At 36.2% G+C, this 21448-nt stretch carries 19 protein-coding genes; 18 read left to right on the forward strand and 1 reads right to left on the reverse strand.

The window, feature by feature from the left end; translation table 11 throughout:
• Window positions 1-45: 45 nt before the first annotated feature.
• The 17 genes from KMW37_RS11325 to KMW37_RS11405 all read left to right on the forward strand — a co-directional run bounded on the left by KMW37_RS11325 (window position 46) and on the right by KMW37_RS11405 (window position 19742).
• Window positions 46-1365: a nucleotide sugar dehydrogenase gene (locus KMW37_RS11325; RefSeq protein ID WP_215224733.1), complete on the forward strand. Its 1320-nt coding sequence runs from the start codon at window positions 46-48 to the stop codon at window positions 1363-1365.
• A gap of 32 nt (window positions 1366-1397) precedes the next feature.
• A complete protein-coding gene (gene pseB / locus KMW37_RS11330) occupies window positions 1398-2423 on the forward strand; it encodes a UDP-N-acetylglucosamine 4,6-dehydratase (inverting) (protein WP_215224858.1) in 1026 nt (341 codons plus the stop codon).
• Window positions 2424-2455: 32 nt separating this feature from the next.
• Window positions 2456-3640, forward strand: coding sequence for a UDP-4-amino-4,6-dideoxy-N-acetyl-beta-L-altrosamine transaminase (pseC, locus tag KMW37_RS11335; protein ID WP_215224734.1), 1185 nt, complete (start codon window positions 2456-2458; stop codon window positions 3638-3640).
• Entirely contained in the window at window positions 3621-4463 is an 843-nt protein-coding gene (locus KMW37_RS11340) for an aldo/keto reductase (protein WP_215224735.1), read from the forward strand. The genes pseC and KMW37_RS11340 overlap by 20 nt, the downstream gene beginning before the upstream one ends.
• Window positions 4445-5236 carry an SDR family oxidoreductase gene (locus KMW37_RS11345; protein ID WP_317195567.1) on the forward strand — a complete coding sequence of 264 codons (792 nt, stop codon included), beginning with the start codon at window positions 4445-4447 and terminating at the stop codon, window positions 5234-5236. Before KMW37_RS11340 ends, KMW37_RS11345 begins: the two co-directional genes overlap by 19 nt.
• Window positions 5214-6056 (forward strand): cytidylyltransferase domain-containing protein, encoded by an 843-nt coding sequence (locus KMW37_RS11350; RefSeq protein ID WP_215224736.1) that lies wholly within the window; start codon window positions 5214-5216, stop codon window positions 6054-6056. The genes KMW37_RS11345 and KMW37_RS11350 overlap by 23 nt, the downstream gene beginning before the upstream one ends.
• A gap of 7 nt (window positions 6057-6063) precedes the next feature.
• A complete protein-coding gene (locus KMW37_RS11355) occupies window positions 6064-7083 on the forward strand; it encodes a GNAT family N-acetyltransferase (RefSeq protein WP_215224737.1) in 1020 nt (339 codons plus the stop codon).
• Entirely contained in the window at window positions 7080-8117 is a 1038-nt protein-coding gene (pseI, locus tag KMW37_RS11360) for a pseudaminic acid synthase (protein ID WP_215224738.1), read from the forward strand. The genes KMW37_RS11355 and pseI overlap by 4 nt, the downstream gene beginning before the upstream one ends.
• Window positions 8114-9433, forward strand: a complete 1320-nt coding sequence (locus KMW37_RS11365) for a BNR-4 repeat-containing protein (RefSeq protein ID WP_215224739.1) — start codon at window positions 8114-8116, stop codon at window positions 9431-9433. Before pseI ends, KMW37_RS11365 begins: the two co-directional genes overlap by 4 nt.
• A gap of 211 nt (window positions 9434-9644) precedes the next feature.
• A complete protein-coding gene (locus KMW37_RS11370; protein WP_215224740.1) occupies window positions 9645-10679 on the forward strand; it encodes an O-antigen ligase family protein in 1035 nt (344 codons plus the stop codon).
• An 18-nt stretch (window positions 10680-10697) separates the two neighbouring features.
• Window positions 10698-12116: a hypothetical protein gene (locus KMW37_RS11375; RefSeq protein WP_215224741.1), complete on the forward strand. Its 1419-nt coding sequence runs from the start codon at window positions 10698-10700 to the stop codon at window positions 12114-12116.
• Window positions 12117-12345: 229 nt separating this feature from the next.
• Window positions 12346-13599: a lipopolysaccharide biosynthesis protein gene (locus KMW37_RS11380; RefSeq protein ID WP_215224742.1), complete on the forward strand. Its 1254-nt coding sequence runs from the start codon at window positions 12346-12348 to the stop codon at window positions 13597-13599.
• On the forward strand, window positions 13574-14071 hold the full coding sequence (locus KMW37_RS11385; RefSeq protein WP_215224743.1) for an acyltransferase: 498 nt from the start codon (window positions 13574-13576) through the stop codon (window positions 14069-14071). Before KMW37_RS11380 ends, KMW37_RS11385 begins: the two co-directional genes overlap by 26 nt.
• Before the next feature lie 4 nt (window positions 14072-14075).
• The gene (gene wecB, locus KMW37_RS11390) at window positions 14076-15197 is read left to right on the forward strand and encodes a non-hydrolyzing UDP-N-acetylglucosamine 2-epimerase (protein ID WP_215224744.1); all 1122 of its coding nucleotides are present in this window, start codon (window positions 14076-14078) and stop codon (window positions 15195-15197) included.
• A gap of 75 nt (window positions 15198-15272) precedes the next feature.
• Window positions 15273-16490 (forward strand): glycosyltransferase family 4 protein, encoded by a 1218-nt coding sequence (locus KMW37_RS11395; RefSeq protein ID WP_215224745.1) that lies wholly within the window; start codon window positions 15273-15275, stop codon window positions 16488-16490.
• A 46-nt stretch (window positions 16491-16536) separates the two neighbouring features.
• Window positions 16537-18243: a capsule assembly Wzi family protein gene (locus KMW37_RS11400; RefSeq protein ID WP_246581450.1), complete on the forward strand. Its 1707-nt coding sequence runs from the start codon at window positions 16537-16539 to the stop codon at window positions 18241-18243.
• Window positions 18244-18812: 569 nt separating this feature from the next.
• Window positions 18813-19742, forward strand: a complete 930-nt coding sequence (locus KMW37_RS11405) for a nucleotidyltransferase family protein (RefSeq protein ID WP_215224747.1) — start codon at window positions 18813-18815, stop codon at window positions 19740-19742.
• A 164-nt stretch (window positions 19743-19906) separates the two neighbouring features.
• Here the strand turns inward: KMW37_RS11405 and KMW37_RS11410 are convergent, their stop codons facing one another.
• Window positions 19907-20521, reverse strand: coding sequence for a 2'-5' RNA ligase family protein (locus KMW37_RS11410; protein ID WP_215224748.1), 615 nt, complete (start codon window positions 20519-20521; stop codon window positions 19907-19909).
• A 274-nt stretch (window positions 20522-20795) separates the two neighbouring features.
• Between KMW37_RS11410 and KMW37_RS11415 the strand changes: the two genes are divergently transcribed.
• Window positions 20796-21389, forward strand: coding sequence for an RNA polymerase sigma factor (locus tag KMW37_RS11415; RefSeq protein ID WP_215224749.1), 594 nt, complete (start codon window positions 20796-20798; stop codon window positions 21387-21389).
• Window positions 21390-21448 lie beyond the last annotated feature (59 nt).

Here is a 21448-nt window from a genome sequence, read left to right on the forward strand (position 1 = left end):
GTTGGAAATAAGATTATAAAAAAACACCGATAATTGATAGAATATATGAATACACCACTTTTACCTTTAAATCAATCTAAAATAGCCGTGATTGGTTTGGGCTATGTAGGTTTGCCTTTGGCCGTAGAGCTGGCAAAGCATTACCCTACTGTGGGCTATGATATTTCTCCCAAAAGGATTAAGGGATTAGAAGAAGGGCATGATTTTACCTTGGAGGTAGAGGATGAAAAGTTACAAACTTCTTTGGTGAAGTCTTCGATTGATTTGGATCAAAAAGGGAAAGGTTTTTTACCTGCTAATGCCATTACAGCCATTTCATCCTGCAATATCTATATTGTAACGGTACCTACCCCAATCAATGAACATAAGACTCCCGATCTTCAGCCATTGATATCAGCCAGTACTATGTTAGGGAAGGTACTGAAAAAAGGAGATGTGGTGATTTATGAATCTACTACTTATCCGGGTTGTACAGAAGAAGATTGTGTCCCAGTATTGGAAAGGGAATCAGGATTACGGTTTAATGAGGATTTCTATTGTGGATATTCTCCTGAGCGAATTAATCCTGGCGATAAGGTGAATACTTTGACCAAAATCACAAAGGTAACCTCAGGTTCAACTCCTGAAGTAGCTGATTATGTAAATGAGCTATATGCCTCTATTATCGAAGCCGGTACTTATAAAGCTTCATGTATTAAAGTTGCCGAAGCTTCTAAAGCGATAGAAAATGCCCAAAGGGATGTTAATATTTCTTTTGTCAATGAATTAGCCTTGATATTTGACCGTCTGGGCATAGATACCAATGAAGTTTTGGAAGCTGCTGGAACCAAATGGAATTTCTTAAAATATAAGCCCGGCTTAGTAGGAGGACATTGTATAGGTGTAGACCCCTATTATTTAGCCCATAAAGCAGAACAAACAGGATATCATCCAGCAGTAATTCTTTCTGGTAGAAGGGTGAATGATAATATGGGGATGTTTGTAGCCAATAAGGTGGTGAAATTAATGATCCATAAGGGAAAGACCATTAAAGGAAGTAAGGCCTTGATATTGGGATTTACCTTTAAAGAAAATTGTCCTGATATCCGTAATACAAGGGTAATCGATATATACAAAGAACTTAGCCAGTTTGGCTTGGAAGTGGATGTATATGATCCATGGGCTTCCAATGAAGAGGTCCAGGAAGAATATGGGGTGTCATTAACAATTAAAGAAAATCTAGCTAAGTACGATACCATTATTTTAGCGGTAGGACATAAGGAATTTTGTGATATGGATTTGGAAAGCATCAAATCCAACGGCCGTACGGTACTATATGATACAAAAGCTTTTTATGCGAAAGAGTTGGTTGATGGCAGATTGTAAAAACTAAAATATTAAGAAAAAACAATAAGATGATGTTAAATAATAAATCGATTTTAATTACAGGAGGAACGGGGTCTTTAGGAAAAGCTTTAACGAAGCATATTTTTACTAAATATCCAGATGTAAAAAGGGTAGTCATTTATTCTAGAGATGAGCAAAAGCAGTTTCAAATGGCTCAGGAATATCCGAATCACATATACCCTCAAATTCGCTTCTTTATAGGAGATGTAAGGGATAAAGAAAGACTGGTAAGGGCATTTCAAGGTATTGATTATGTAATTCATGCAGCTGCGATGAAGCATGTTCCTATCGCTGAGTATAATCCCGATGAATGTGTAAAAACGAATATCGGAGGCGCTGAAAATGTAATCCATGCAGCGTTGGAAACAGGGGTTCAGAGAGTGGTCGCTTTGTCAACAGATAAGGCTTGCGCTCCTATCAATTTGTATGGAGCAACAAAGCTTACTTCTGACAAGCTGTTTATAGCAGCAAATAATATAAAGGGAAACAACCCTATTAAATTTTCTGTTGTTAGGTATGGTAATGTGATGGGATCCAATGGATCTGTAATCCCTTTCTTTATCAAGAAACGTAGTGAAGGGAAATTGCCTATTACTGATGTGAATATGACTAGATTCAATATTTCTCTACAGGGGGGAGTGGATATGGTCATGCATGCCATGGAACATGCGTGGGGCGGAGAATTATTTGTTCCAAAAATACCTTCCTATAAAATCCTAGATGTTGCAGAAGCGATTGGACCTGAGTGTGAAAAACCCGTGGTTGGAATTCGTCCCGGAGAAAAGGTGCATGAAGAAATGATTACAGCTTCGGATTCATTTTATACCTATGACTTGGGGAAATACTATGCCATTATTCCATCGACTCCAAAGTGGGAAGTAGATGAGTTCGTTAAAACGTTTGATGCCAAAAAGGTACCGCTTGGATTTAGGTATAATTCTGGAGAAAATGAGGAGTGGGAAACAGTAGAGTCTTTGAGAGAACTCATAACTGAACATGTTGATCCAACTTTCTCTGTTGAATTAAAGGAAGCTTAAGGAAATAGGTGAAATTCTTTTAGATAATTATTATGAGTCAGATCATTCCTTATGGAAAGCAGTTTATAACTGATGAAGATATTCAGGCGGTGGTAGAAACCTTGAAGTCTGATTACCTTACTCAGGGACCGAAAATTGCAGCCTTTGAACAAGCATTTGCGGAATATGTAGGAGCTAAGTATGCAGTGGCTGTTTCAAACGGGACAGCTGCTTTGCATCTAAATGCTATAGCCTTAGATATTCAACCTGGAGATAAGGTAATTACTACTCCCATTACCTTTGCTGCAAGTGCAAATTGTGTTCGCTATTGCGGAGGAGAGGTTGTTTTTGCAGACATAGATCCGGAGACCTATTTGCTGGACATAAAATCAGTAAAACATTTACTTGAAAACTCGCCAAAAGGAACCTTTAAGGGAATCATCCCTGTGGATTTTGCGGGTAGGTCTGTCAATTTGGAAGAATTCCGAGGACTATGTGATGAATACGGTCTATGGTTAATGGAAGATGCCTGTCATGCTCCTGGGGGGTACTTTGTGGACTCAAATGGAGTGAAACAATCTTGTGGAAATGGAAAATTCGCAGATTTGGCCATATTTTCCTTCCATCCTGTAAAACATATTGCCGCAGGTGAGGGGGGGATGATAACCACTAATGATGAGAAGCTTTACCAAAAATTATTGGCGCTTCGTACCCACGGTATTGTTAAGAATGATAGTTTATATACCAATAGCATTGAGTTTTCCGGAGGGAAAGACAACTATCCGCTTTGGTATATGGAGATGCAGGAGTTGGGGTATAATTACCGTCTAACTGATTTTCAGGCAGCACTAGGTCTAAGTCAACTTGGTCGTGCCAATGAAGGCGTGGAAAAGAGAAGACAAATTGCAGAAAGATATTATGAGGCCTTCAAAAATGCTTCCTTTTTGATTGGACAATCAGGGGTAGTGGAAGGGCACGCCTACCACCTGTATGTGATAGAGGTGGAGGATAGGCTTGGTCTATATAACCATTTGAGAGAAAAGCAGGTCTTTGCACAAATCCACTATATTCCTACTCACTTAATGCCATACTACAAACAGTTTGGATGGAAGGAAGGGGATATGCCCAATGCTGAGCGATACTACAGGAACTGTTTGTCCCTTCCAATGTTTCCATCTTTATCTTTAAAGGATCAGGAAAAAGTAATTGGAGCAATTGATGAATATTATGGTTCATAAATTAGCAATTGGGACTGTTCAGTTTGGTCTTGATTATGGGATCTCAAATAAAAGAGGAAGAACAAGTTTGAATGAAGTTCGGGAAATTCTCTCTTACTGCGATGAAATTGGGATTAACACATTGGATACCGCATCAGCTTATGGGGATGCGGAATCTATATTAGGAAAAATAGGAATAGGAAAGTTTAAATTAATATCTAAGTTTTTATTTAATAATAGCTCCGAAGAGTTCAAAAATCAATTAAAAACTACATTGTTTAAGTTAAAAGCCTCTCACCTATATGGGTATCTGTTTCATAGGCCCCTTTCTGCTTTGGAAAATAATTGGGAGTGGGACGAGCTACAAGCCTCAAAAGATGCAGGACTAATTGAGAAAATTGGTTTTTCTTTTAATGAACCGTTGGAGTTGGAAAAAATTATGGATAAGGGATTTCTACCTGATTTAATTCAAGTTCCGTATAGTTATTTGGATAGAAGGTTTGAAAAATATATGATTGCCTTAAAGGAGAAAGAAGTAGAAGTTCATACCAGGTCATGCTTTTTGCAAGGGTTGTTTTTTATGGATCCCGATTTTTTGCCTACTTTTTTTAACCCGTTATATAAATTTCTTTCAGAGTTTAAAGACAGTGCGTATAATCATGGAAGTTTATTGAAATTTGTTGTTGAAAGCCCGTACGTAGACAAAGTTGTTCTTGGAATTGAAAATAAGAGGCAATTACAAGAAAATATTGAATCTATGCTTAAAGCTAAAGTTCCAGATCTTTTAGTTCCAAATCTAACTAATGATATATTAATGCCTTCGAGGTGGCCAAATACAAAATAATGATTAAAACATTCGATTTATCGGGAAAAGTGATTCTCTTTACTGGGGGATATGGGTATTTAGGTAAAGCTGCTGTAGATTCCCTTGCATTTCATGGTGCAAAGGTTTATGTGTTAGGTCGTAATGAGGAAACTTTTTTAAATAGGTTCTCCTCTAAGGAACAGGTTCTTTTTGAACAAGCAGATATTTCAAGTACCAAGTCAATAAGCGAGGCTTTTCTGAATATTCATAATGCTGAAGGTAAGATAGATATTCTGGTAAACAATGCATTTTATTTATCTGGGCAGTCACCTGAAGAAATGGAGGATAAGGAATTTTCGGATGGGATTGAGGGAACTTTGAATAGCGTTTTTAAATGTATACGTGAAATAATTCCCTATTTTAAAAAGGCAATAGGAGGGAAAATAATCAATGTTTCCTCAATGTATGGAATGGTTGCTCCAGATTTTGAAGTTTATGAGCACTTTCCTGAATTCCTAAACCCTCCTCATTATGGTGCAGCAAAAGCAGGGGTAATTCAGCTAACTAAGTATTATGCTTCCTATTTAGGGAAATTAGGAATTAATGTAAATGCTATAACACCTGGCCCCTTTCCTTCAGAAAAAGTCCAAGTTAATGAAGGATTTGTTAGGGAGTTGGAAAACAGGACCTTACTAAGGAGAATTGGAACTCCTGAAGATTTAGCAGGCGCATTTGTGTTTTTATCATCGGATGCATCAAATTATATAACAGGACAAAATATTGTTGTTGATGGTGGATGGACTTCTAAATAATATGAATATTGGTTTTGTCATCCAAGCTCGGATGAAATCCACAAGATTGCCACATAAAGTTTTAATGCCACTTCCTTTTCCTGATGGAAAACCAGTATTGTCTCATATTTTAGATGCTATTGGAGCAGAGTTTGGAAAGAATCAAATAACTGTTGCTACCTCTGTAAATGAGTCAAATTTGATTTTAGAGCAGTTTTGTGAAAAACTTAATATAAAATGTTTTAGAGGCAGTGAACACAATGTATTGAGTCGTTTTATTCGCATACAAGAATGTGAACAATATGATCATATTGTTCGTTTAACTGCCGATAATCCTATTGTTGATGGTCAGGAGCTAAAACGAATTGTATTATGGCATATTAAGGAAAACAATGATTATTCAAATACAGTGGGGCTCCCTTTGGGAATGAATTTTGAAATATTTAAGGGGCAGGCTATAATTGATTCTCAAAAATATGTGCAAAATCAATTTGAAGAGGAGCACGTAACTCCTATTCTTAAAACTCATGATTGTTTTAAGTCGGGGAGTCTTATTTGCGATAATGATCTTGTTCATCATAGAGCAACAATTGACACTGTAAATGACTTTATGCAAATGAATTTAATCGTTCAAATTGGTAATTCCCAGAAATTAAGAGGGTTAGAATTAATCAGGTATGTAGGTGAAAAACACCCATGGGTTTTCGAGGGAAATAAATTTGTTTTTCAGAAAAATGGAAATTCTGATATAAATCAAGAATTATCCTCAGCAATAGATTTGCTCAAAAAGTTGGAGTATAATAGAACTATAGAGATTCTAGAAAGAATAAATAGAATCTAATTGGGATATGGTTATTGAGAAGTATAAAGTTTTAGGTGAAAATCAAACTTATTCTAGGGGTTCTTTAAGTATCACTCCTATTCGCCATAAGGATAGGTTCGACATAATGAAATGGCGGAATGAACAAATCTATCATTTGCGTCAGTCTAAACCTTTGACAAAAGAGGGACAAGACAATTATTTTGTTAATGTGGTTTCTAAACTATTTGATCAAGAGCAACCGGATCAATTATTATTTTCCTATTTAGAAGGTAATGAATGTATTGGTTATGGAGGCTTGGTTCATATCAATTGGCTTGACAAATATGCTGAGATCTCATTTATCATGAAGACGTCACTGGAAAAAGATTGTTTTGAATTTCATTGGGCCAGTTTTTTATCAATGATTGAAAAAGTTGCATTTGATCAACTTGGCCTTCATAAGATATTTACCTATGCATTTGACTTAAGGCCAAGATTGTACACTGCTCTGGAAAGTCAAGGATTTGAAAAGGAGGCTATATTAAAGGAACATTGCTTCTTTGAGAGCTCATTTATTGATGTGGTTATCCATGCCAAAATTCAACCACAAAAGGTGCTTAGAAATGCAACTCCTGAGGATGTGGAAGTAACCTTTAAATGGGCAAATGATCCTATAGTCCGAAAATACTCTTATAATCAAGATCCAATAGAAAGAACCAGCCATGATAAATGGTTTAGGGTTAAGGTCCTATCCAATGATTGTGAATATTATGTGTTGGAATTAAATAATAAACCTGTTGGTTCTATCAGGTTTGATATTGAAAACTCGGGCAAGATGGCCAAGATAAGCTATTTGGTGGATAGTGGCCATACTGGAAAGGGACTAGGGAAATATCTTTTAGAGGCAGGTGTTAATAGATTTAAAGCCAATATACTAGGTATCCAAAAGGTTTATGGCTATGTCCTTAAAGAAAATATTCCCTCGTTGAAAATCTTTCAAGGAATGGGTTATGAGATAGGCTGTGAAAATGAATCAGAAATTAAATTTGAATTGACTTTATTATGAGAATTGGTAATTATAAAATAGATAGTGATTCTTCTGTTTTTATTATTGCGGAATTATCTGCAAACCATAATGGCAGCTTGGAAACGGCACTTGAAACGGTCAAAGCGGCGAAAAGGGCAGGGGCTGATTGTATCAAATTACAAACCTACACAGCGGATACCATAACCATCAATTCTAAGAAGCCTGATTTTTTGATTCAAGGAACGATATGGGAGGGTAAAAATTTATATGAACTATATCAAGAAGCGTATACCCCGTGGGAATGGCATAAAGCCATTTTCGAAGCGGCAAAAAGTGAAGGTTTATTATGTTTTTCTTCTCCCTTTGATCCAACATCAGTTGATTTTCTGGAATCGTTAAATGTACCAGCCTATAAAATAGCTTCATTTGAAATCACGGATATTCCATTGATAGAATATGTAGCCTCAAAAGGAAAGCCTGTCATTATCTCTACAGGAATCGCCACTGAAGAGGATATTAGATTAGCTTTAGATGCTTGTAGAAGAATGGGGAATGATGATCTTGCGTTGTTAAAATGTACATCAAGCTATCCTGCACCTATAAATGAAGCCAATATGGTTATGGTAAAAGATATTGCTGAGCGGTTTGGTGTAATTTCTGGCCTATCTGATCATACTATGGGAAGTACGGTTCCAGTTGTAGCCACCTGTTTTGGGGCAAAGATTATCGAAAAACATTTTATTTTGGACAGGTCGATTGGCGGTCCAGATGCTTCTTTTTCCATGAATGAGGAAGAGTTTGCCCAGATGGTAAAAGCAGTAAGAGAGGCGGAATCTGCGATTGGTTTGGTTTCTTATGAATTGACTGATAAGCAGAAAAAAGGAAGGGACTTTAGTCGCTCTTTGTATGTGGTCGAGGATATTAAAGAAGGAGATTTGATAACTGAGAAAAATGTAAGAAGTATTAGGCCAGGTTTTGGGTTGCACCCAAAATTTTTTAAAGAGGTAATTAATCAAAAAGCTGTCAGGTATGTGGAAAAGGGAGAGAGATTTTCGATGAATATTATCCAATGAGGCCGTTATATTTGGTTTTAATTTTACTTGCAATCCGGTATGAGGTTGGGCGAGCTCAGACAGTGGAAATAACTGATCCTGTCGTTATATCAACTATAGGTTCTTCAAGGGCAACTGCGTATACTGATTCCAATAAAATTGTAGAAACCGAAACATCTTTATTTGTTTTATCTCTTGATTATATTGATAGAAAATTTTCTTTACTTATTCGAGAATTTGATAAGGGTAAAAAGAAAATTGTCACAGAACATGTTTTAGATAACAATGTAAAAGATAATCATGGAGGAGGGGCAATAGTTATCGATAGTAACGGAACTCTTCATGTAGTTTATGGTCCTCACCATGGTCCCTTTAGATATGTAAAGTCAAAAAATCCTTTTGATATTTTAAGTTGGGATGATTTCGTTGAGATTGGAAGTCGTATGACCTATCCATCTCTATCAGTGGATAAAGAAAATAATTTGTATTTATTAGGAAGGCAATCCAATCCCAATGGAATATGGAGCATAAACTTATTTACTAAAACGGTGGGAGGTGGCTGGTCCAAAGGAATTAAATTAATAGAACCTAATTATTTTTCAAATAAATCTAATTTAAATCGATCCTCCTATATTAGAACTTATAAATCATTAATTATTGATTCAGAGGGGGCTATTCATGTAGTTTTTAAAATGTATGAATACCTTCCAAAAGGTATGAAGAATGCTTTTTCTGATAGAAAAAATGGAGTGTCATATATGTTAGGTTACATGTATTCTGAAGATAAAGGAAATACTTGGAAGAGTGAAAAAGAGAACGTTGAAATTCCAGTGAGTCCAGATAATGTTGAATTGATCGATGGAAAAGATAATCCCGAAATAGCTGATTCATATTTAAATATTTCTAATTTAGCTATTGATAGCTTAGGAAGACCTTGGGTGACATATTCTAAGGAGTATAAAGATTCTACGGATTTTTTTGTTGCGTATAGAAATAACTTTACTTGGGTAAAGCATGAAATAAATGTACCTAATGGATATGTTTTTGGAAGCAGTGGTGTTTCTATTATTAAGGATAAAGCATATATTCTTTCAAACTTTATTTCAAAAGAAAGGTATCATAGAGACAGGCTATGGGGGCATAGGGAAAACAGGATAATATCATTATCCCTTGATTTAAAAAACCTTACTGTTAATAAAATTTTTATTGAAGAAGAGCCATCATGGCTTCCATCAATGATTCAAGGTTTTAATACTACAACACATCCTTGGTGTATATATACATCCGGACTCAGTGGGGATTCTTTGACAAAAGTGAAACTGCATAAGATAGATTAAGTAAGTGGTTTTTAGCATAAAAAAAATAAACCTAGAAAAGTGGGGGTTTTTGTTGATCATTTTAATAGCTGGACTTAGTACCATTCTTCGACCATCAATTGAAAGCAACATTACTTTATTTAGGGTGCTTATTCCTTTCTTATTTTTGTTCTTGTGGTTAAAGAAGAGAAACGACATTATTAAATTTTTCTTAATAACTACTTTATTATTTATGTATTCTTTTTTTGTTTCTGAATACATTAGTAAATATTCAAGATTTGATGTTGTTTTCTTTTTCTATTATATAATTATTTTATTTTATTATTTGTTCGTAAAGTACTTTGTTGATAAAGTTGGAATAGATTACATATATAAGTTTATAAAACTACTTTTCAAGGTAATGGTAGTGCTAGGGTTCATCCAATTAGCTTTTGGGGGAGTGTATTTTAATACTCAGGCAAGGTTGCCTGCAGTTAATATTTTTTTTTGGAATGAAAACGAATTCTCAGCTGTTTTGGGAGGATGCATTCTTCTATTTTATTTAGGGGAGAAGGGTAAAATTAAATTTTTGTGGATAGCAGCGGCGTCATATTTGATATTACATAATGGGGCAAGATTAGTCTTACTTTCTATAATTTTATTTTTTTTAACAGAGATTTTACTTAAAATCCCTATTTTTAAGAAGGGATACATAGGATTTGGGATATTGTTTGGAGTAGTTATACTAGTATTTCTTGGTATAAAAGATGTGGAATTAGGACCAGGTCTTAGTTTACAAGAAGTTTTGCTATACCCTTTAAATCAAATAGCAAATTTGGAACCTGTATATAATGTTGGGTCAATAAATAATAGGTTAAATGCGGTTATTTATGGAGTTATTGAATTAAAGAGATCTTATTTTTTGGGAATTGGCCCAGGTAATTCTATTCCCATGATGGTAGAAAATATTGTTCCCGGAACTGAAAAGTTCACGGCTTATAGCATGCATAATTTTATTTTTCAGATAATTACTGAATTAGGAATATTAGGGATGACATATTTAATTTGGCTTACTTTTGTTGTAATCAAAGCAATTAAGTCAAATGATGTTTTCCCTTTAGGAACAAAGGTTGTTTTTTATATTTCCCTTTGCTTATGTATTACACTTTTATCAGGACCTCATTCCAATTACTTCTTTCAGTTTATATTTTTTTATTCAATATTTTTTTTCAGAGATTATGAAGAAAAAGGACATATTAAAGTTGAAAAGAAAATTGCAGTTTATTGAGCCCAATAAAGAATATTTATGCTTGATGATGTTATAAAAAATATAGAGAAAGAATATTCACTAGAATCAGTTAAGGTATTGAACGACCCTATTTGGCCGGTTTTAAGGTTGAAGTTACTTGAAGAGCTCAGAAAAAAGAATGGAATGGGTTCAAGAAGTATTCAGATAAATGGATCTTTTTTTAGGCATTTAGCGAAGAATTTGTTTTATGGATTTGGTGATCTATTGAAAATAAAAAATGCCGAGTATATTTTTTTTTCATCCTCAGATAGACGGAAAAAGTTTGAGGGACTTTATCATGACAGAGTAATAGAAGACGCATTGGTTAGCTTAGATAATGCATTTGAAATTGAAAATCCATTCCCTTCCGGCATTCATTTTAAAAGAGGTCAAATACCAACAAGACATATAATAGGGCAATCAATTTTCTACGTAGGAGTCAATCTATTTGAGAGAATTTATGGTAAAAAGATTAAAATTGAGAATGAGAATATCTTAAAGGATATTTTAAAAGAGTATAATGTGAATTTGGACTACCGGGGTTTAACAAGAAGATTCTTAGGTCAGTATTATTTTATGAGGTTTTTACTTCGAAGATTAGATCCTAAAATTGTTTTTTTTGTTTACTCAGGTTCTTCATATGGTTTCATCAAGGCTTTGAAAGAAAAGCGTGTTCCTGTTGTGGAAATTCAACATGGAATTATTAATGAGAGACACCTGGCCTATAATGTAAATACAAATTTGGGGACGAATCTCTTTCCTGATTATCTGTTTACTTATGGGAATCAAGAGTTAAAGATTTTCGATGAGAGTAACTATTTCATCAATAGTGATAATGTAGTTCCAATTGGGTACTCTTTCTTGGAAAAGTATAATAAGAAAAGCAAGGAAATTACAAAGTTTGAGGAGCAATTGAGAAAAAGGGGGTTCACAAAATTGGTTGCAATAAGCTTCCAAGAGCCTTTTGAAAAGCAATTAATTGATTTTGTAAATAATGCCATTAAGTTTGATGAAAGAATTGCTTATATTTTATTTTTGAGAAGTGAAAAGTATCAATTAAGCACCTCAATACATCGTAATATAATAATAGCCAATAAATTCAATATTTATGAAGGGCTCCAGATTTCGGATTTTCATGTAACCATTAACTCTACATGTGCACTTGAGGCCTTTTCGTTTGGTGTAGAAACCATTTTATTGGATATAGAAAATCAAGCTTCCACGTATTATGGTGATAAGCTTAAAGGTTTTAAGAGTGTCTCATTTGTGTCATCCCCTAAGGAGCTTGCTGAAAAAATAAATGTACAGCCTTTTGTAAGCAAAGACGAAATTTCTGAAGAGGGGAAAGAGTTTTTTGTTACAGGCTTCCGAGAAAATTTCATACATGAGACAAAGAAGATTTTGGAAGGTAAGAAAAAAGATTTTGTCAGAAATTAGAATCCATATATCACCGTTTTCAATATCTCTTGTATGGTTTGATCTATAGTTCCATGGTTTCTTTGATTGAATTTTTTATTCCTTCCTTTATCCAATGCTTTTGTTTTAAGTGTTTTAGGAACTCAATCATGCTAAATATTTAATACTATCTCGTACTAATTAATCGGTTTTCAGAGAATTACTTAATATAAAGATTTGAACTGGTTTACCGTATTTAGAGGAAAAAAACATGTTGGCAACCGTTAATAGATTGAAATCATCCGCTCTCGTTAAGGATTCCTTAATTTATGGATTGACCAATGCCCTCTATTCGGGGCTTCCAATTTTGATTTTGCCCTTATTGACCAAGATCCTTTCTCCTGTGGACTATGGCATGGTGGAATTTTACAGGAATCTGTCTTTGGTACTGATTCCGGTTTTGGGTCTGAGTACTGTGCAGTCTATTATCCGTTTTTATTATGACTTGGAGGAGACGGATTTTAAAACTTTTGTAGGGAATATCGTTTCGTTACATTTTGTCAGTGCGGCACTAGGAATGTCCCTGCTTTACCTTTGTACATTTTTCATAGAAAACACCTATTGGTGGATCATTTTTTATTGTATTATTTTCTTTTTGTTCAATCAACTGATAGAAATTCAGTTATCCATTTTTAGGGCAAAAAAACAGGCCAGATCCTATTTGATGCTGCGTGTTTCATGTATTGTATTGGATTTGTTCCTTCTTTTTATTTTTTATTTGTACAGAGATCAGTTTGACTGGACTTATCGTGTATTGCCCAATGTTTTGGCTGCTATTCTGGTTGGCTTATTGACGATTGGTATCCTATATAAGCAGGGCTATTTGTTGAAAGGCAATAAGAGGCTTCTGAAATTGTCCCTTTCCTATAGTTTGCCCCTGATATTGCATATGGTTTCCGGCTATATCCTTAATATCGGTGACAGGTTTTTTATCCTATATTTTTTGTCTGAAGAAGATCTTGGAAATTATGCCGTGGCTTACCAATTGGGAATGTTGGTTAATTTTCTATATACTAGTTTTAATTTAGCTTGGCTACCGACTTTTATTGAAATGATGAAGGGCAAAAAGCATGAGCAGATACATAAAATCAGAAAGGCCACTTATTTGGCTGTGATTTTTTTTAGTATGTTTATTATCGGTTTAGTACAGTTTTTGTTGCTTTTTACCGATATTTTTGACAATTACTCAATCCAGTTCAACTTGGTCATCATTATCTCAGTTGCATATGTGTTTATGTCATTTTACCGCTTCGAATCGAATTATTTCTTTTATGTGAAAGATACCAAAAGCCTATCGGTGATCACCCTGGGAGCAGCCCTAATAACCATCCTTTTAAATGTCGTGCTGATTCCACAAATTCATTTGTATGGTTGCGCTATTGCCACCTTGGTAGCGGGGATATACATGTATGTGTTTGTAGTCATGAAAAGCAGAAAATATGAGAAAAGTACTGAGAAGATTTAAGAAGTTGTTTTTTAAGACGGTTGCCTACCTACTATCCAAGAATGCTAGGGTCTTTGACATCCATATTCATGGGCTTTCCATATTTACCTCCAACACTTTTTTTGGGAGCAATGCGAATTTTAATGGTTGCAGGATATATGGGAGCGGTAAAGTCAGTTTTGGAGATAATTTTCATTCCGGCAAAAACCTGAGGATCCTGACCACTTACCATAATTATTTGGGGGCTAGAATACCCTATGACGAAACGGTGATTACCAAAGATGTTGCTATCGGAGATAATGTGTGGGTAGGATTGGATGTCATTATTTTGGCCGGTGTCACGATTGGAGAAGGAGCTATTATTCAAGCTGGTAGTGTGGTGTCCAGCAATATACCCCCTATGGGCATCGCAGGGGGGAATCCTGCCAGGGTATTTAAGGAAAGAGATTCAGCTAAATATTATAAACTTAAGGAACAGAAACAATTCTTTTGAAATCATGAAAATAGATCTAATAGCAGGAGCGCGGCCTAACTTTATGAAAATAGCACCGATTATCGATGCTATTAAAGAAGCTCAAAAAAGTGGTGAGGAGATATCCTTTAGGTTGATCCATACCGGTCAGCATTATGACAAAAATATGTCGGGAAGTTTTTTTGAGCAGTTGGGCATTCCCGAGCCAGATGTGAATATGGGAGCAGGAGGGGGAAGCCAAGCCGAACAAACCGCTGCTATTATGGTAGGCTATGAAAAATTGCTTCAGGAAGAGAAAGCTGATTTATGTTTGGTGGTGGGGGATGTGACTTCTACCATGGCCTGTGCCATTTCTGCTCAGAAACTTCATGTACCTGTAGCCCATGTGGAGGCAGGAATCCGGTCGGGGGATTGGTCCATGCCGGAGGAAATCAACAGAATGGTGACCGATAGTATTACCAATTATTTCTTTACTACCTCAGAGGTGGCCAACCAGAACCTCAGGAGATCAGGAATAGAGGAAGACAGGATATTCTTTGTGGGCAACACGATGATCGATACCCTATTAAAGCATAGACCTAGGTTCCAGAAACCAGCAGTTTGGAATGAAATCGGTTTGGAGGAAGGTAATTATTTTGTAATGACTTTGCACCGTCCTGCCAATGTGGATCAGGAAGAAAAGCTCAAAGAGTTGATCGACGAAATTGTGAATCATTCAAATAGTTTGCCTTTAGTTTTTCCGGTTCATCCCAGGACCAGAAAAATGCTGGAGAATTTAGGCATATCGCATGAAAGACTGCATATGGTGGAGCCCCTTGGGTATTTGGAGTTTAATTATTTGGTCCAAAGGGCCAAGTGTGTGGTGACGGATTCGGGAGGGATTACTGAGGAAACGACCGTGATGGAAGTGCCTTGTATGACACTTAGGGACAATACTGAAAGGCCCGAAACCATTACCCATGGAACCAATGAGCTTTTAGGGACTGATCCAAAAGCCATTGCTCCGGCAATGCAGAAATTGTTTTCCGGAGATTGGAAAAAAGGTAAAGGTATTGAAAAGTGGGACGGTAATACTGCGGAAAGAATCATCCAGGCTATTGTAGAAATTTACAAAGAAAAACCGATTGCATCCAGTTCCCTTTATTAAAACTGAGCATAGGTGCTGGCTTAAACCGGGGGTATACTCCTGAGCTACCTATGTGGATTAACTTAAGTATTTGTAATGAAGATATTGTTTTTAACGGATAATTTTCCACCAGAAGTCAATGCTCCTGCCAATAGGACATATGAGCATTGTAAGGAATGGGTAAAAGAGGGAGTAGAAGTAACCGTCATCACCTGTGTGCCAAATTTTCCTAAAGGGAAAGTTTATGAAGGGTATAAAAATAAACTCTATCAAACGGAGGAAATTGATGGAATTAAAGTGATAAGGGTCTGGTCCTATATCACTGCCAACGAGGGATTTGTAAAGCGGATATTGGATTATATCAGTTATGCCTTTATGGCTTTTTGGGCGGGATTGTTTGTGAAAACGGATTTGATCGTTGCGACTTCCCCTCAGTTTTTTACAACGATTTCCGGATGGTTTTTGTCTTTCTTTAAGAGGAAAAAGTGGGTGATGGAAGTCAGGGATTTATGGCCAGAGTCCATCATTGCAGTAGGAGCGATGAAAAAGAACTTATTTATCCATTTTTTTGAATGGTTAGAAGTTAAAATGTACAAATCCGCTGACCATATTGTGGTGGTGACAGATACATTTAAACGGAAAATTATAGAAAAAGGAATTGATGGTAATAAAATCAGTGTTTTTAAGAACGGAGCAAATTTAGATTTGTTTAAGGAGTCGGAAAAGCCTGCTTATTTATTGGAAAAGCATCAACTAGAAAATAAGTTTATATTTGCCTATATCGGTACCCATGGTATGGCCCATGGCCTTCATTTTATTTTGGACAGTGTTGGAGAGCTACAAGACTCTCATCCAAATCTATTATTTTTATTTATGGGAGATGGTGCTGAGAAGAAAAAATTGTTGGCTAAAGCAGAACAAAATAAACTTAAAAATGTATTGTTTTTGGATTCGGTCTCTAAAAAGGAAGTGGTTGATTATTTGAACTTGATGGATGTGGCTTTAGTAAATTTGAAAAAAAGCGATACTTTTTTAACTGTAATCCCTTCAAAAATCTTTGAAGCAGCTGCAGTGAGAAGACCAATTTTATTGGGACTTGAAGGGGAGACAAAGGGAATCATAGAAAGTTATGATGCGGGGGCATGTTTTATCCCTGAGGATAAATATACCTTTTTGGAAAAAGTAATTATGATATCCAACGATGAAAATAAATACTATGATTACCAGGTTGGTTGTGAGAGACTTGCCCGGGATTTTGACAGAAAGAAGCTTGCAAAAGGGCTATTAAGGAATTTAAGGGAAGTTGTAGCTTAAATAAGGGGACTGCTCAATATTCTTCTCTATAATGAAATGTGATTACTTGATTAGATTTATTAAGGTATTATTCGTTTTGGTTCTTTTAATTCAAGGAACGACCACGCTGTTCGGTCAATCTATTCTTGCAGGAATGCCGGTATTTGAGGAAGCTATGCGGAGGAAACAATTATTGGGGGAATTGGATTCGGGTATTAGTTTTAATATTCGACCACTTCAGCCATCTTTGTTTTATAGTAATGAGGTGTATAAGGATTATACAGGTTTTCAAATAGGTAGCACTTTAGGACAAAAAAATGGAAATGTAGATAAAAAGTACATCAGCTATTTACCATTAAGAAATACCACTGCTTATAATTCAGGAAGACCCTATGGTTGGGGCAATGGTACCATGATTCCCAATGTGGGTTTCCAGAATTTGGTAACAGGAGGTATAGCGGGTAAATTCCATTTTATCAATATACAATTGATGCCTGAATGGGTATGGGCACAGAATAGTTCCTATTTCGGATATCCCAAGGATTTTTTGGGTTCCACCAACAGCGCACAATATTATTTATGGAATAATAGCGACACACCGGAAAGGTTTGGGGAAAACAGTTATTCCAAATTTGGTTTAGGGCAATCCAAAATTAGCCTAGGATATGGAGCCTTTGAGATTGGGGCATCAACGGAAAATATTTGGTGGGGACCTGGGCAATTTAATGCTTTGATCTTTTCCAATAATGCCCAAGGGTTTTCCCATTTAACTTTAAATACCACCAAGCCAGCAAAGACATTTTTGGGGTCTTTCGAGGGGCAGATAATTATGGGAAGGCTGGAACCATCAGGTTATGCACCCAGCCAGTGGGAGGAATTGAATGAGCAATATTTTAATCCTTTATCAGAAGACTGGCGCTATTTAAATGGGATGAGCATAAGTTATCAACCTAAGTGGGTGCCTGGTTTGTTTCTTGGGTTAAATAGGACCTTTCAACAATATAATGAAGATAAAGGGAATTCCTTTGGAGATTGGTTTCCCATCTTTGAAACCTTTACCAAGAGTAGTCTTTTTAATAATGGTAACTCAGTTGATTATGATGGGAAGAGGCAGGATCAACAAGTTTCGGTTTTTGGAAGATATTTGTTTACCAAGGCAAATGCAGAGCTATATTTTGAATATGGTCGAAGGGATCATGCCTATACTGCTAGAGAGTTTGTCATGAACCCTGAACATGCGAGAGCTTATTTATTAGGATTTAATAAGCTTTTTGAACTTCCCTACCCTAATAAATTAATTCAACTAAGGGCTGAAATGACTCAGCAGCAAGAATCAGTGAATCGGTATATAAGATATATAGGATTAGGAGGGGGAACTTCTTGGCATACACATTATCAGGTAAGAGGCTTTACTCACTTAGGTCGACCATTAGGTGTAGGGATAGGAACTGGAAGCAATGTGCAAACTGTAGAAGTATCTCTGATAGATAAATTGAATAAATACGGCATACTATTAGAAAGATTGGCCAATCACCAGGACTTTTATTATAAAGGATTGGGATATCAAGACGAGCGTCAGCCTTGGGTGGATTTATCTCTTGGTTTCTTATTTGATTATCAGTGGGATCGATTTATGCTCAGCTCGCGCTTACAATTTATCAATGGGATGAACTATCAATGGCAGTTGTATGAAAATAGTACGGAGGAGTTTCCTGTTGGGAAGGACAAGTTCAGTGTGTTTGCTCAGGCGAATTTGATTTATTTGTTGAAGTAGATATGAGACTTGAGACGCTAGATTTGAGAGTGAGCCGAAAGCCGAAGGTCAAAGGCCGAAGGGATGGAAGGCAACGTTAAACAATTAATATAACGAACATTATCCCAGCGGCAATCCCGAATCCCAATTATCAAATAACTAGTTAAGCAAGCTATCTAGGTATCATATGTGGAATGTCGTTATGTTTGGCTATCCTTTTCGAAGGGACTTTTACTGGATGCGGGATTGCCGTGTCTTCTCTTTGATCGTCCTACCATTGACGTGAATAAAATGTCCCCGAAAGTAATCGGGGCAGGCTAGGCTGACGATAGGAAGAATCTCTTCCAGTAACAATTAGCTTTAGAGATCCTTCCTTTGTCAGGATGACATTGATTTGAAGCTCTCGGTATACAGTTCTTTTATATTTGAGAAAATGTAGACCTCTAGAAGGATTAACATTTCGATAAGCTCAATGTCCAGAGTTCGCAATGACGTTTTTTCAAATAAATAATTCGCAAGCCTGTCTTCTGTCAGTTATATCCAACTTTCTAACCTTAAATAACAAGAGACCCTAATAAATAGAAATAAATATGAATTCAATCAAACCAACATTATTGATTTTAGCTGCGGGGATGGGCTCGCGGTATGGGGGGAATAAGCAAATCGATGGCTTTGGCCCTAATAACGAAACCATTTTGGAATATGCCATTTATGATGCCATCCAGGCCGGTTTCGGCAAGGTGGTCTTTATCGTAAGGGCAGAAATCCTTGACCTGGTGTCTGAGCGCTTTTTAGATAAAATCCAGGATCAGATCCAGGTGGAATTTGTCATCCAGTCCCTCAGCAGTCTAGTACCTGCAGCTTATCAAAATTCTGAAAGAACCAAGCCCTATGGTACTGCCCATGCGGTTTTATGTGCAAAGGATGTTATTCAAGAACCTTTTGCGGTGATCAATGCGGATGATTTTTATGGTAAGGAAGCCATTGATCAGTTGGGCGAATACCTAGGGAGTGCTCAAGAGCCAAATAAGCACTGTATGGTGGGCTATGCCCTTAAGAATGTACTATCTAAACATGGCACCGTAAATCGTGGCGTGTGTACATCCAATGCAAATGGTGAGTTGACCGGAATGACGGAAAGAGAAAAGATAGCCAGGGAAGGGGAGAAGGTCATCAGTAGGATGGGTGAGGATGTTTTGGAGATTGATGAAAGAACTCCTGTATCTATGAATTGCTGGGGATTCCAGCCATCATTTTTTGAGGAGACGGAAAAAAGATGGTATCAATTCCTAGAGGAAAATAAGGAAAACCCAAAAGCGGAATTTTATATCCCTACCGTTGTGAATCAATTGATTGAGAAAGGAAAGGCATCTGTGAATATCCTAGAGGGAGGCAAAACCTGGTTTGGGGTAACCTACCCTGAGGATAAGGAGTCTGTAGAGGAATCTTTAAGGGATTTGCATCAAAAAGGAGTTTATCCTGAGCAACTTTGGAAGAAGGAAACGGTTATAGAGGAATAGTCTAATGCTTAATGTCTAAAGCCGAAAGCTGAAATCCTAAAGCCAAAAGAAGGAAGGCCGAAAGCTGAAGGTCTAAAGAGAAAAGCCTAATGCTGAAGGCCTAAGGCAAAAAGATATAAATAATCACTAAGCCATCTCATTAATTTGGGGTGGCTTTTTTGTTTTTATGGAAATAATGGAAGTTGAGAAGAACCATTCTGATTGTTTGGAATTATAGCAAGCAATGGGATTTTGCAAACTTCTGTCCAAGATATTGCATTCACATTTCTCTTCAGAAGGGTAATTTGTTTGACAGTAAATTCTTTCTTAAAGGGAATTGGGAGTAATAACGCTTTGGCTATTTCGAAATTTTCTGGTGATAGACCTCTCGCAACAGTCACATGGGCCGTTCCACTTTTTGTCTTTAAGCTGTGGTGAATTTCGGTAACTAACCTGTTATATAATGCTTGGAATATCATGGAACCCAAGTTTAGGGATTCTTCCTGACTGGTCTGTATGAATATGGTGCTTGAACTTTCCCAAGCACTTAATCCATCTAATCTTACTTTGAAGGATGATACTTGTTTTAACTTATGTCTTAACCTTTGAATTATAAGGTCTTGATGTTTTTCTTGCATTGAGAAAGCAGAAAATGTGATATGCGGAACACTATAGGCACTTGGAAAAGTGCCTATAGTGTTTTTTAAATATTGTTTTAATTGAATGATACTATCTTCACAACATTCAGTATTGGCGACAATCATATATTCAGATGGGAGAATTAGACTTGAATAGTTCATAGAATATATTGGTTAATTGATTACTTACTAAATATAATAAATGTTTGTTTTGTAAACTAATTAATGTTTGTTTTATAAACATTTGGAGTAGCTGTTTATAAATAGAACTCAACAATAATTACTTTAATTTTGCTTTCTATTTCGTGATTGTTATAGCCCAGAATGAAAGCCCCTAATAATTATTTGCTTGTATTTTCAATTAATTAATGGTAACATGCGTGTGCTTTTTTTCTGATTAAGTAGAAAAGACCTAGTAATCCTAAATAACCCATTGATGAATTTTGTAAAAGCGGATGATGAGCTGTGGCGTTTGATTGCCGAGGGAGATGAGAAGGCGTTTTCATTTGTCTATGATAAATATGCAAAAGAACTCTATAAGTATGGGCGTAGGTTTACAGGTGACACTGACTTAATCAGTGATGTTTTACAGGATATTTTTGTCCATATTTGGGAGGCTAGGGAGAAGCTTTCCATTCAAAAATCAATTAAGTTTTATCTATTCTCGTCCCTGAGAAGGGAAATCATTAAAAGGATCAATAGGTCCTACTCTGGAGAATCCTTTGATGAATTTCAGCATAAAATGTCCTGGAACGAATCATTTGAACAAGTGCTGCTCCAGAACCAAATTATTTTTGAAAGAAACCATAAGATCACTGAGGCATTGGAAAGCCTTCCTTCACGCCAAAAGGAAGCTATACACTTAAGGTACCTGGAGGAAATGGATTATGAAGATATCTCTGAACTTATGGGCGTTAAGATTACCACCTTATATAATTTGATATTTACAGGACTGAAAACCCTAAAAGAAAAATTGCCAAACAGGAAAATGTTGATTTTTTTATTGCTTCTTTTATTAGGGAATGTGTAGTGAAAACATTGATTTTATAGGTTTTTGTTAATGAAATAATCTCATTTTTGAGAATAGCG

The organism is Echinicola shivajiensis, from assembly GCF_018642165.1.
GTDB classification, from domain to species: domain Bacteria; phylum Bacteroidota; class Bacteroidia; order Cytophagales; family Cyclobacteriaceae; genus Echinicola; species Echinicola shivajiensis.

Excerpts from the sequence above, each read along its gene's own strand:
- KMW37_RS11340 (WP_215224735.1), top strand. The coding sequence starts at position 3,621 with ATGAATATTATGGTTCATAAATTAGCAATTGGGACTGTTCAGTTTGGT.
- KMW37_RS11395 (WP_215224745.1), top strand. The coding sequence starts at position 15,273 with ATGAAGATATTGTTTTTAACGGATAATTTTCCACCAGAAGTCAATGCT.
- pseI (WP_215224738.1), top strand. The coding sequence starts at position 7,080 with ATGAGAATTGGTAATTATAAAATAGATAGTGATTCTTCTGTTTTTATT.
- KMW37_RS11375 (WP_215224741.1), top strand. The coding sequence starts at position 10,698 with ATGCTTGATGATGTTATAAAAAATATAGAGAAAGAATATTCACTAGAA.
- KMW37_RS11370 (WP_215224740.1), top strand. The coding sequence starts at position 9,645 with ATGTATTCTTTTTTTGTTTCTGAATACATTAGTAAATATTCAAGATTT.
- KMW37_RS11350 (WP_215224736.1), top strand. The coding sequence starts at position 5,214 with ATGGTGGATGGACTTCTAAATAATATGAATATTGGTTTTGTCATCCAA.
- pseC (WP_215224734.1), top strand. The coding sequence starts at position 2,456 with ATGAGTCAGATCATTCCTTATGGAAAGCAGTTTATAACTGATGAAGAT.
- KMW37_RS11405 (WP_215224747.1), top strand. The coding sequence starts at position 18,813 with ATGAATTCAATCAAACCAACATTATTGATTTTAGCTGCGGGGATGGGC.
- KMW37_RS11325 (WP_215224733.1), top strand. The coding sequence starts at position 46 with ATGAATACACCACTTTTACCTTTAAATCAATCTAAAATAGCCGTGATT.
- KMW37_RS11415 (WP_215224749.1), top strand. The coding sequence starts at position 20,796 with ATGAATTTTGTAAAAGCGGATGATGAGCTGTGGCGTTTGATTGCCGAG.
- KMW37_RS11355 (WP_215224737.1), top strand. The coding sequence starts at position 6,064 with ATGGTTATTGAGAAGTATAAAGTTTTAGGTGAAAATCAAACTTATTCT.
- KMW37_RS11365 (WP_215224739.1), top strand. The coding sequence starts at position 8,114 with ATGAGGCCGTTATATTTGGTTTTAATTTTACTTGCAATCCGGTATGAG.
- wecB (WP_215224744.1), top strand. The coding sequence starts at position 14,076 with ATGAAAATAGATCTAATAGCAGGAGCGCGGCCTAACTTTATGAAAATA.
- KMW37_RS11385 (WP_215224743.1), top strand. The coding sequence starts at position 13,574 with ATGAGAAAAGTACTGAGAAGATTTAAGAAGTTGTTTTTTAAGACGGTT.
- KMW37_RS11380 (WP_215224742.1), top strand. The coding sequence starts at position 12,346 with ATGTTGGCAACCGTTAATAGATTGAAATCATCCGCTCTCGTTAAGGAT.
- KMW37_RS11410 (WP_215224748.1), bottom strand. The coding sequence starts at position 20,521 with ATGAACTATTCAAGTCTAATTCTCCCATCTGAATATATGATTGTCGCC.
- pseB (WP_215224858.1), top strand. The coding sequence starts at position 1,398 with ATGTTAAATAATAAATCGATTTTAATTACAGGAGGAACGGGGTCTTTA.